Consider the following 11,616-nt stretch of genomic DNA (forward strand, 5'->3'; position numbering starts at 1 on the left):
ATAATTCGGGATCTTATTCGAGAGAGAAGCTCAGACCTAAGCCCTTGAGCTCGTTAAGAAGCACGTTGAGTGACTCTGGGATACCTGGTGTAGGCATAGGATCACCCTTGACAATCGCTTCGTAAGCCTTGGAGCGACCGTGGACATCATCCGACTTGATCGTCAGGATCTCCTGTAGGATGTGTGAAGCACCGAAGGCTTCAAGAGCCCAGACTTCCATCTCCCCGAAGCGCTGCCCCCCATGCTGAGCCTTACCACCAAGTGGCTGCTGCGTGATGAGTGAGTAAGGACCGATCGAACGAGCGTGCATCTTGTCATCGACCATGTGACCGAGCTTGAGGAAGTAAGTCACACCGACCGTAGCAGGCTGGTCGAAGCGCTCACCCGTCCCCCCATCATAGAGGTAGGTCTTACCATTGCGAGGCAGACCAGCCTTGTCCGTCCAAGCGTGCATATCGTCGAGTGATGCTCCATCGAAGATAGGAGTAGCGAACTTGCAGTCGAGACGACGACCAGCCCAAGCAAGGACAGCTTCGAAGATCTGACCGAGGTTCATTCGCGAAGGCACACCAAGAGGGTTCAAGCAGAGGTCTACAGGCGTACCATCTTCGAGGAAGGGCATATCTTCTTGGCGTACGACCTTGGAGACGATACCCTTATTACCATGTCGACCGGCCATCTTGTCCCCGACTTGGATCTTACGCTTCTTAGCGATGTAGACCTTAGCCATCTGGATGATACCAGAGGGGAGTTCGTCACCCATCGTCTCATCGAGCTTCTTACGACGAAGGTCAGACTCGTACTCCTTAGACTTCTTGAGATAGTTGGAGATCACCTCAGTGATGAGCTTATCCGTATGTTCGTTGCCCGTCCATCCTGAGAAGATGATCTCGTTGTAGTTCAGAGCTTCGAGCTCCGTACGAGAGAACTTAGCCCCCTTGCGGATCTTCTCGACACCGAGGAAGTCCTTCACGCTATTCTTACAAGTCTTACCCGTGGTCAGCTTGTGAAGCTTGTCGAGGAAGAGCTCACGAAGCTCAGCCTGCTTACGCTCAGCCTTCTCTTCGAGGGAAGCGATAGCCTCCTTCAGCTCAGAGCGGTTCTTCTTCGTCGCCTTAGAGTAGAGCTTAGTATCGACAATGACCCCACGGAGTGAAGGAGTAGCCTTGAGTGAAGCATCCTTCACGTCGCCAGCCTTGTCCCCGAAGATCGCACGCAGAAGCTTTTCTTCTGGCGTAGGATCTGACTCACCCTTAGGAGTGATCTTACCGATGAGGATATCACCGGGCTCTACACGAGCACCGACACGGATGATACCATGCTCATCAAGGTTCTTCGTAGCATCATCGCTGACATTGGGGATATCATTGGTCAGCTCTTCGAGACCACGCTTGGTCTCACGAACCTCCAGAGTATATTCATCGACATGTACAGAAGTGAAGAAGTCTTCGCGAACGAGGCGTTCGTTCAGTACGATAGCATCTTCATAGTTGTATCCCTTCCAAGGCATGTAAGCGACCTGGACATTGCGTCCCAGAGCCAGCTCTCCTGCCTGAGTAGAGTACCCTTCAGTCAAGACATCGCCAGCTTCGACACGCTGCCCCTTGAAGCAGATAGGACGGAGATCGATCGTCGTACTCTGGTTCGTCTTGCGGAACTTAGGAAGGTTATAGGTAGTGATCGGATCTTCGAAGCTAACGAAGAGTTCGTCATCAGTGTGATCGTAGCGGATCTTAATCGAAGTAGCATCTACGAAGACGACTTCCCCAGCACGTTCAGCCACAATCTGCGTACGAGAGTCACGGACAAGCTGTCCTTCGATACCAGTCCCGACAATAGGAGCTTCGGGGCGGAGGAGAGGTACAGCCTGACGCATCATGTTCGATCCCATGAGCGCACGGTTAGCATCGTCATGCTCGAGGAAGGGGATCAGAGAAGCTGCAATCGAAGCGATCTGCGTAGGAGCAACGTCCATGAGCTGTACTTCGGCAGGTGAGACAACGGGGAAGTCAGCTTCCTTACGAGCCTTGACTGCGTCACGGATGAAGCGACCTTCTTCGTCCAGAGGAGCATTCCCCTGAGCTACGATGAGGTCTTCTTCTTCCTCTGCGGTGTAGTACTTCAGAGCTTCGTCAGAGAAGTCTACCTTCCCGTTCTCTACACTTCTATATGGAGTGGTGATGAAACCAAGGTCATTGATCTTCGCATAGACACAGAGCGAGGAGATCAGACCGATGTTTGGTCCTTCAGGAGTCTCAATTGGGCAGAGACGACCGTAGTGGGTATAGTGTACGTCACGCACCTCGAAGCCTGCACGCTCACGAGAGAGACCACCAGGACCAAGAGCCGAAAGACGGCGCTTGTGCGTGATCTCTGCCAGAGGATTCGTCTGGTCCATGAACTGGGAGAGGGCATTCGTCCCAAAGAAGGAGTTGACTACCGAAGACAGAGCCTTAGCGTTGATCAGATCCGTAGGCACGAAGACTTCGTTGTCACGAACGTTCATACGCTCACGGACGGTACGAGCCATACGAGCTAGACCGACACCAAACTGATTGTAGAGCTGTTCGCCTACGGTACGAACACGACGATTGGAGAGGTGGTCGATATCATCGACGATCTCCTTCGAATTGACCAGACCGATGAGATACTTGATGATCGCTACGATATCTTCATTGGTGAGGACACGCACCTCAGGGTCGATGTCGAGACCAAGCTTCTTATTGATACGATAGCGGCCTACCTCACCGAGGTCATAGCGCTTATCTGAGAAGAAGAGGTTCGAGAGGACTTCACGTGCGTTGGCTTCGTCAGCTGGATCGGCATTACGCAGCTGGCGATAGATGTAGTAGAGAGCATCGTGCTCCGAATTACAAGGATCCTTCTGCAGCGTATTGAAGATAAGGGTGAAGTCCAGAGAGTCCTCTGTCTTCTCCTTATGAAGAAGGATGGTCTTGTTGCTTGACTCAAGGATGAGATCAATGTTGTCCTCTGTGATCTCAGCCTCACGCTCGACAAGGACGGTGATACGCTCCATGGAGACGACTTCACCCGTATCCTCATCACTGAGGTCATCAATATAGGTCTTGGTGACACGCCCTGCTAGACGGCGGCCGATATGCTTCTCGAGGTTAGCACGAGTCACCTTCACCTCTTCAGAGAGATCGAAGAGGTCGAGGATCTGCTTATCCGATTCGAAGCCAATAGCACGAAGAAGGGTCGTGACGGGGAGCTTCTTCTTACGATCGATGTAGGCGTACATCACGTTGTTGATGTCCGTCGCAAACTCGATCCAAGAGCCCTTGAAAGGAATGATACGTGCCGAATAAAGCTGAGAGCCGTTGGTGTGCGTGCTCGTCCCGAAGAATACCCCAGGAGAACGGTGCAGCTGCGAGACTACGACACGCTCAGCCCCATTGATGACAAAAGTCCCCGACTCCGTCATGTAAGGGATATAGCCCAGGAAGACATCCTGCACGACGGTGCTGAAGTCCTCATGGTCAGGGTCTGTACAAGACAGCTTCAGCTTAGCCTTCAGAGGGACACTGTAGGTCAAGCCACGGCTCAGGCACTCCTCGATAGTGTACTTGGGGGGATCGACGTAGTAATCGAGGAATTCGAGAACAAAGTTATTACGCGTATCTGCGATAGGGAAGTTCTCATTGAAGACTCGATACAGGCCCTCTGACTTACGGCTCTCCGTAGCGGTGTCCAGCTGGAAGAAGTCTCGGAAGGACTTCAGCTGCACCTCTAGGAAGTCTGGGAAGACTAGAGGATTCTTTATCGAAGCAAAGTTGATTCTCCCTGATTGTGGAATGGAAGCCATCTATTGATTCTTTGAATAAAAGGAGGGTTCGGGAATTATTAGACACGAAATGGTTAAGACCCCCCTCGTCGGGGGATCTTAACCATAATCACCTGATTAGAGGTGCTATAGGTGGGCTTACTTAAGTTCTACTTCAGCGCCAGCTTCTTCAAGAGCCTTCTTGAGAGCTTCTGCAGTAGCCTTGTCTACGCCTTCCTTTACAGGAGCAGGAGCAGCATCTACGATGTCCTTAGCTTCCTTGAGCCCGAGACCGCAATGTTCCTTGACAGCCTTTACTACCTGGAGCTTAGCAGCGCCAGCGCTCTTGAGGATGACGTCGAAGGAAGTCTTTTCTTCTTCCTGAGCACCTTCAGCTGGGCCAGCTACGACAACAGCTGCAGCTGCTGGTTCGATTCCATACTCGTCCTTAAGGATAGCTGCAAGTTCGCTTACTTCCTTTACCGTCAGGTTTACTAGCTGCTCGGCAATTGCTTTGATATCTGCCATGTCGATTAGTTATTTCTTTAGTTTTTATTCTTGTTTTCGGGATAGTGGGGACGCTCTTATTCAGCAGCAGCTTCTGCCTCCTTGTTGTCCTTGTTTTCAAGGGCAGAGACGATGTTGCGAATAGGAGACTGGAGGAGAGCCACAACGTCTGCGATGAGCTCTTCCTTGCTCTTGATAGAGACAAGCTCAGCGAGCTGATCGGGGCCGTAGAAGCCAGTCTCAGCATAAGCAGCCTTGAGACGAAGCTTAGACTCTTCCTTCTTGTCCTTAGCGAAGTCCTTGATGATCTTAGCAGGAGCGTTAGCTACCGTGGTGAACATGATAGCGGTATTCCCCTTGAGCGCTGCGTACAGCGTAGCGAAGTCCGTTTCGGACTCAGAGAGAGCTCTACGCAGAAGGGTGTTCTTCGCTACAACGAGACGGATACCCCCCTTGTTACAAGCACGACGGAGCTGAGCAGTCTTAGCTGCATCCAGACCTTCGATGTTCGTCAGGTAGAAGTGTGGGTACTCGTTGAGGTAGCCCTTGAGCTGCTCTACGACGGTGCCTTTATTTTCCTTTCTCATGATTTCTTCCTGGGTTATTATTCTTCTACTGACTTAGGATCGATCTTGATACTTGGGCTCATCGTGCTAGAGAGGTAGATGCTCTTGACATACGTACCCTTAGCAGCGGATGGCTTGAGGCGAAGTAGCGTCGTGATGATCTCGTTGGCATTATCATAGATCTGATCTGCCGAGAAGGAGACCTTACCGATCGAGGTGTGTACGATACCCGTCTTGTCTACCTTGAAGTCAATCTTACCAGACTTCACTTCCTTGACAGCAGCAGCGATATCATTCGTTACCGTACCGCTCTTAGGGTTAGGCATGAGACCACGAGGACCGAGGACACGACCGAGGGCACCGATCTTACCCATGATAGCGGGCATAGTGATGATGACATCGATTTCAGTCCAGCCACCACGGATCTTCTCGATGTATTCATCGAGACCGACATAGTCAGCACCAGCAGCCTGAGCTTCAGCTTCCTTGTCAGGAGTACAGAGTGCAAGCACGCGCACCTGCTTACCCGTACCATGAGGGAGGGTGACGACGCCACGAACCATCTGATTTGCCTTGCGAGGATCGACGCCGAGACGAACGTCTACATCCACAGATGCGTCGAACTTGGTGTCGGTGATTTCCTTGACCAGAGCCGAAGCTTCGCGGAGTGAATAGATCTTCCCGGGCTCGATCTTGCTAAAAGCGATCTTTTGCTTTTTCGTAAGTTTACTCATCTTTCTATTGATTAGTTACCGGGAAATTCGCCCTTTACAGTGATACCCATGCTGCGAGCCGTACCAGCTACGATCTTCATCGCAGCTTCGACAGTGAAGCAGTTGAGGTCGACAATCTTATCCTGTGCAATCGCGCGGACCTGTTCCCACGTCAGTTCAGCGACCTTGTTACGGTTAGGCTGTGCAGAGCCCGCCTTGAGCTTTGCTACTTCCTTGAGCTGTACTGCCACGGGAGGAGTCTTGACGATGAAATCAAAAGACTTATCAGCATAGTAAGTGATCACTACAGGGAGGATCTTACCAGCCTGGTCTTGAGTTCTGGCATTGAATTGCTTGCAAAACTCCATTATATTGATCCCCTTAGCACCCAGAGCAGGTCCTACGGGAGGTGAGGGGTTTGCAGCCCCACCCTTAATTTGCAATTTTAGTTGTCCAGCAACTTCCTTAGCCATTGTCTTGAATCTTAAGTGTTATACACTGGAAAATAGGTGACAGAGCGGTTTGCGTAACCAAGCTACTCCTTGACCACCTGCGAATAATTGAGCTCCAGCGGAGTCTTGCGTCCGAACATCTTCACCATCACGCGAAGCTTCTGCTTCTCTGGGGTCACTTCCTCGACGCTAGCTTCGTAGTTAGCGAAAGCACCATCGATGATACGCACCACGTCGCCCACATAGAGCTCCATGTCGTAGACACCATCTGAGTCAGCCATCTGGTCAGCACGACCGAGGATGCGCTCCACTTCGCTTCTCTTGAGCGGCTCGGGTTCACCTCCCTTGTTCGCTCCGAGGAAGCCGATGACGTTAGGCATATTGCGCAGCGTATGGGCTACGTCACCAAGTAACACAGCCTCTACAAGCACATAGCCTGGCAGATAAGGACGCTCCTTGATGACCTTCTTACCACCTCGCTGAGTAACGATCTTCTCTGTAGGGATGACCACCTGGGAGACGTACTGACCAAGATTAGTATTCTTCATCTCTGCCTCCAGCTGCTCACGCACCTTGGCCTCCTTGCCGCTGACGGCACGGAGTACATAGAATCTCTTTTCTGCTACTTCAGTCATGATAGAGGGTAATCAAAGCAGAGCTTATCACTAAGCTCCGATATAGCGATACACAAAATGCAGGATAGACTCAAACGTCTTGTCCATCCCCAAAACGACTAGAGCGATGATGAGGGAAGCAACCATCACCACCACAGCGCTATTGGTGAGCTCTGAGCTCGTAGGCCAGGACACCTTCTGTGTAAGCTCGACATACGAGGCGTTGAAAGCGCCCCCTATTCTCTTTATGAAACTCATTATCGTCTTTTATTTTGCACGGGTTGAGAGACTCGAACTCCCGACACCTGGTTTTGGAGACCAGTGCTCTACCAACTGAGCTAAACCCGTAGGAAGAGGGGATAGACAGGGACGAGGTGTCTCGTCTATCCCCTACTTAAGAGTGGACTATCGGATGATTAGTCTAAGATTTCGGTGATCTGACCCGAACCTACCGTACGACCACCTTCACGGATAGCGAAGCGCAGACCTACGTTGCAAGCTACTGGGTAGATGAGTTCGACGTTGATCTCAACGTTGTCACCAGGCATCACCATTTCTACACCTTCAGGGAGAGTGATCTCACCAGTTACGTCAAGCGTACGGATGTAGAACTGAGGGCGGTACTTGTTGTGGAATGGCGTGTGACGACCACCTTCTTCCTTCTTCAGCACGTAGACAGAAGCCTTGAAGCGAGAGTGGGGCTTTACCTGACCAGGCTTAGCGATGACCATACCACGCTTGATTTCGTTCTTGTCGATACCACGGAGGAGGAGACCGACATTGTCACCAGCCTGACCTTCGTCGAGGATCTTACGGAACATTTCGACACCCGTTACGACAGACTTAAGACCTTCTGCGCCGAGACCGATGATCTGAACTTCGTCACCCGTGTGGATAACACCCGTTTCGATACGACCAGTAGCAACGGTACCACGACCCGTGATAGAGAAGACGTCTTCGACAGGCATGAGGAAGGGCTTATCGATGTCACGTGGAGGCAGTGGGATCCAGGTGTCGACAGCGTCCATCAGTTCCATGATCTTATCTTCCCACTGAGGCTCACCATTGAGACCACCGAGGGCAGAACCACGGATAACAGGAGTGTTGTCGCCGTCGAAGTCGTAGCTGGAGAGAAGCTCGCGCATGTCCATTTCTACGAGTTCGAGCATTTCTTCGTCGTCAACCATGTCGCACTTGTTCATGAAGATGACGAGACGAGGAACGTTTACCTGACGAGCCAGAAGCACGTGCTCACGCGTCTGGGGCATAGGACCATCGGTAGCAGCAACTACGATGATAGCACCGTCCATCTGAGCAGCACCCGTGACCATGTTCTTCACATAGTCAGCGTGACCTGGGCAGTCAACGTGAGCGTAGTGACGGTTAGCCGTCTCGTACTCAACGTGTGAGGTGTTGATCGTGATACCACGTTCCTTTTCTTCAGGAGCATTGTCGATGGAGTCGAAAGAACGGAGTTCAGAGAGACCCTTCTTAGCAAGCACCGTCGTGATTGCTGCGGTAAGGGTCGTCTTACCGTGGTCGACGTGACCGATCGTACCAATGTTTACGTGTGGTTTCGATCTGTTAAATGTTTCTTTAGCCATAACTAAAATTATCTATTCTTAAGAAATACTTCTTTGTTGTGCTGTGTTGCGTATCTCTACGTCGACCACTAGTGAGCCGATGCCGGGACTTGAACCCGGGACCTCTTCCTTACCAAGGAAGTGCTCTACCGCTGAGCTACATTGGCTTGTTATCTACGTATGTGGAAAACGCCTCTTCCACCCTTTGAGAGAGAGGATTAAGTAAGAGCCTCTTCTCTAATTCGGTTGCAAATATACTACATTTTTCGAATGTGCCAAAACTTCCCAGCTCTAGCTCCACCCCTGCAGCATCCTTTGCCCGACAAAAGCAACACCGAAGCATTCCTTTCGAAAAGCGAACAAAGGAGGATTACTTGCTCATGCTTAGTAACCCTCCTTTGCCTTTGTGGTGCCACCAGGAATCGAACCGGGGACACAAGGATTTTCAGTCCTTTGCTCTACCAACTGAGCTATGGCACCATCGCAATGTTTGCAATCCTTAGCGGAAGCGACGAGATTCGAACTCGTGGTACGGTTGCCCGTACGGCAGTTTAGCAAACTGCTGGTTTCAGCCACTCACCCACACTTCCTTTCGCTTCGCAGCTCTCGAATTGCGATGCAAAGATAGTACACATATTTCATTCCACCAAATCTTGCGAAAAGAAATCTTCAAATCTTACGGCGAAGGAGAAGAATACACGGCGGGAGAATAAGCCTACACCTATTATATAATAGACAAACCCAAAAGAGAAGCGAGCTCCGATCCGAAGATCAAAGCTCGCTTCTATGGTGACCCCGGTGAGGCTCGAACTCACGACCCAGTGATTAAGAGTCACTTGCTCTACCAACTGAGCTACAGAGTCATTTTGATCAACATGCCCGCCTTGGTGAGCGAGCTCTTTCATAATTTTCGGGTGCAAAGATAACACAGTATTTTCATTCCTGCAAATCGGAGGAAAAATTCTCTTCATCACAGCCCTTCCACCTCCCCCTCAGCGACCCCGATCAGAAGCGGTCTCTGGAGGGGGCAAAAACAACCCTACGGTAGGTCGCCGAAGAAACCTACTGTAGGTCGTCGAGGCGACCCACAGTGGGTCGGTCATGCGACCTACCGTAGGTTTCTTTTCGGGGGCACAGAGCATAGCCCACACACAAACGAGCGGATCCCCCTTTTCACCCAAGGATCCCCAGACGAAGGTGAAACCGAGGCTTTATCGTATCTTTATCCGTCCTCCAGCACATGGAGGGCTTATCGACATCTCCCCTCCCCCACCTCGTGGTGGGAGCTCCATCATCCCTCAAGCGAGCCAATGGCACAGAAACAAAAGTGGTACGTCGTCTGGGCAGGTCACGAGCCTGGAGTCTATGAGACTTGGGCCGAATGCCAGAGACAAACCCAAGGCTATCCCAACCCCCTCTTCAAATCCTTCGAGAGCCACAGCGATGCCCTCCGAGCCTACGAAGAAGGAGCCCAAGGCTTCACTCGACGCCACCGAGCCCCCTCGGGGATGGAGCGCACGACAGAGGTACCCATCGAGGAAGCCATCGTAGTCGATGCTGCCTGCTCGGGCAATCCAGGTGTGATGGAGTATCGAGGTGTGTACCTTCCCTCACGCAGTACGATCTTCGAGATGGGCCCCTTCCCCAAGGGGACAAACAACATCGGCGAATTCCTCGCTATCGTGCATGCCCTTGCGCTGATCGAGCAGCGAGGCTTATCTCGGCTAGTCATCTACTCCGACAGCCAGATCGCCCTGACGTGGGTGCGCAAGAAGCGGTGCAAGACTCTACTAGAGCGCACGAGCGAGACCGCCCCACTCTTCGACCTCATCGTCCGAGCTGAGCGGTGGCTCCAAACCCACTCCTACACGACCCCCATCTACAAGTGGGACACCGTGCACTGGGGCGAGATCCCCGCAGACTACGGTCGCAAAGGCTAAACCATAATACACAATACCCCTTACTCTAACTCACAAAACTCACGCACTCTATGGATGTACTAGGACTAGTCAAAGCATTCAACGAGATCCTTTGGAACAGCTTCCTCATGTATGCCCTCCTCGGTGTCGGCATCTTCTACACCATCTACCTCGGCTTCCCTCAGATCCGCTACTTCAATCTGGCGATGAAGTATGCCTTCGGCCCAGCCTTCCAGCGCAAAAAGGGCGAAGAGGGAAAGTCTAAAGTCAATTCCTTCCAAGCTCTAGCCACTGCCGTAGCTGCCCAAGTAGGTACGGGTAACGTGGCCGGTGTCGCTACCGCCATCTCCATGGGCGGTGTCGGGTCAGTCTTCTGGATGTGGGTCTCTGCCATCCTCGGCATGGGGACGATCTTCTCCGAAGCCGTCCTAGCCCAGAAGTATCGAGAAGTGCGCCCCAGCGGAGCGATCGGAGGACCAGCTTTCTACATCCGCCAAGGCCTTGGGTCGAAGTGGCTCGCCCTCTTCTTCTCCCTCGCCTTCATCACCTACATTGGCTTCACGGGAAGTATGGTACAGGCGAACTCCATCACCGTAGCGCTTACCTCGGCCTTCTCCATCGAACCCTGGATCATCGGTGTGGGGATCGCCCTCATCGTCGGGGTCGTGATCATCGGGGGACAGCAGCGCATCACCTCTGTGGCCGAGCTCGTCGTGCCCTTCATGGCTATCGCCTATATCCTCGGCTCGCTAGTGATCACCGTCCTCTATGCCGACCAGCTCCCCCATGCCTTCAGCCTCATCTTTAGCGAAGCCTTCTCGACGAAGGCAGCGGTCGGTGGCGCCGTCGGGATGGCGATGAAGTATGCCATCCGCTATGGGGTAGCACGTGGGCTCTTCTCCAACGAAGCGGGTATGGGTACTTCGCCCCACGCACACGCTATGGCCGAAGTGAAGGATCCCGCCATGCAGGGCTTCGTAGCGATGTCAGGAGTCTTCATCACCCTCCTCATCTGTACCTCCACGGCACTGGTGATCCTGCTCACGGGAGTCTATACCGAGAGTGGTCTGGAGTCCACTGCCATCACGCAGGCGGCCTTCGATGTGGTCTTCGGGAAGGCTGGGATCATCTTCCTGCAGGTAAGTATCTTCTTCTTCGCCTTCACCACGATCATCGGGAACTACATCTTCGGCGAGATGAACGTCCGCTTCCTCTTTGGGAAGGTAGGGGTCTATATCTTCCGTGCCATCGTCGTCGGATCGGTCTTCGTCGGGGCGATCTTCGCGGTGACCTTCGTCTGGGAGATCACGGATACGGTCACGGGACTAATGACCATCCCCAACATCATCGCCTTGATCCTCCTTGCCCCACAGGTCAAGGCCGCCTACAAGAAGTTCCACAAGAGACGCTCCGCAGGCGAACTCGACTAACAAGCCCTTCGCACAGATACAGCCAGCGGGCATCCCACATCAGAGTGG

At 52.4% G+C, this 11,616-nt stretch carries 10 protein-coding genes and 5 tRNA genes; 2 read left to right on the forward strand and 13 right to left on the reverse strand.

What is annotated here, in order from left to right; genetic code table 11:
- Window positions 1-13: 13 nt before the first annotated feature.
- The 13 genes from rpoB to Q0336_RS05240 form a co-directional block, all read right to left on the reverse strand.
- Window positions 14-3,826 (reverse strand): DNA-directed RNA polymerase subunit beta, encoded by a 3,813-nt coding sequence (gene rpoB, locus Q0336_RS05180; RefSeq protein ID WP_298526366.1) that lies wholly within the window; start codon window positions 3,824-3,826, stop codon window positions 14-16.
- A 117-nt stretch (window positions 3,827-3,943) separates the two neighbouring features.
- Window positions 3,944-4,312: a 50S ribosomal protein L7/L12 gene (rplL, locus tag Q0336_RS05185; RefSeq protein WP_021667311.1), complete on the reverse strand. Its 369-nt coding sequence runs from the start codon at window positions 4,310-4,312 to the stop codon at window positions 3,944-3,946.
- 56 nt (window positions 4,313-4,368) lie between these two features.
- Entirely contained in the window at window positions 4,369-4,878 is a 510-nt protein-coding gene (rplJ, locus tag Q0336_RS05190) for a 50S ribosomal protein L10 (RefSeq protein ID WP_298526368.1), read from the reverse strand.
- A 17-nt stretch (window positions 4,879-4,895) separates the two neighbouring features.
- Window positions 4,896-5,591, reverse strand: coding sequence for a 50S ribosomal protein L1 (rplA, locus tag Q0336_RS05195; protein ID WP_296957978.1), 696 nt, complete (start codon window positions 5,589-5,591; stop codon window positions 4,896-4,898).
- Window positions 5,592-5,602: 11 nt separating this feature from the next.
- Window positions 5,603-6,043: a 50S ribosomal protein L11 gene (gene rplK / locus Q0336_RS05200; RefSeq protein ID WP_298526370.1), complete on the reverse strand. Its 441-nt coding sequence runs from the start codon at window positions 6,041-6,043 to the stop codon at window positions 5,603-5,605.
- A gap of 62 nt (window positions 6,044-6,105) precedes the next feature.
- Entirely contained in the window at window positions 6,106-6,657 is a 552-nt protein-coding gene (nusG, locus tag Q0336_RS05205; protein WP_298526372.1) for a transcription termination/antitermination protein NusG, read from the reverse strand.
- A gap of 30 nt (window positions 6,658-6,687) precedes the next feature.
- Window positions 6,688-6,894: a preprotein translocase subunit SecE gene (gene secE, locus Q0336_RS05210; protein ID WP_298526374.1), complete on the reverse strand. Its 207-nt coding sequence runs from the start codon at window positions 6,892-6,894 to the stop codon at window positions 6,688-6,690.
- Between the two features lie 17 nt (window positions 6,895-6,911).
- A tRNA-Trp gene (locus Q0336_RS05215) sits at window positions 6,912-6,984 on the reverse strand.
- A 68-nt stretch (window positions 6,985-7,052) separates the two neighbouring features.
- Entirely contained in the window at window positions 7,053-8,240 is a 1,188-nt protein-coding gene (gene tuf / locus Q0336_RS05220) for an elongation factor Tu (RefSeq protein ID WP_298526376.1), read from the reverse strand.
- Between the two features lie 74 nt (window positions 8,241-8,314).
- Window positions 8,315-8,386, reverse strand: a tRNA-Thr gene (locus Q0336_RS05225).
- Between the two features lie 240 nt (window positions 8,387-8,626).
- Window positions 8,627-8,699 (reverse strand) — tRNA-Phe (locus tag Q0336_RS05230).
- A gap of 23 nt (window positions 8,700-8,722) precedes the next feature.
- Window positions 8,723-8,809: transfer RNA gene (locus Q0336_RS05235), tRNA-Ser, on the reverse strand.
- A 197-nt stretch (window positions 8,810-9,006) separates the two neighbouring features.
- Window positions 9,007-9,082: transfer RNA gene (locus Q0336_RS05240), tRNA-Lys, on the reverse strand.
- A gap of 447 nt (window positions 9,083-9,529) precedes the next feature.
- Between Q0336_RS05240 and Q0336_RS05245 the strand changes: the two genes are divergently transcribed.
- Both Q0336_RS05245 and Q0336_RS05250 read left to right on the forward strand, forming a co-directional pair.
- The gene (locus Q0336_RS05245) at window positions 9,530-10,159 is read left to right on the forward strand and encodes a ribonuclease H family protein (protein ID WP_298526377.1); all 630 of its coding nucleotides are present in this window, start codon (window positions 9,530-9,532) and stop codon (window positions 10,157-10,159) included.
- Window positions 10,160-10,209: 50 nt separating this feature from the next.
- Window positions 10,210-11,568, forward strand: coding sequence for a sodium:alanine symporter family protein (locus Q0336_RS05250; RefSeq protein ID WP_298526379.1), 1,359 nt, complete (start codon window positions 10,210-10,212; stop codon window positions 11,566-11,568).
- Window positions 11,569-11,616 lie beyond the last annotated feature (48 nt).

It is taken from the genome of uncultured Porphyromonas sp., from assembly GCF_938039215.1.
In the GTDB taxonomy this organism is placed as follows: domain Bacteria; phylum Bacteroidota; class Bacteroidia; order Bacteroidales; family Porphyromonadaceae; genus Porphyromonas.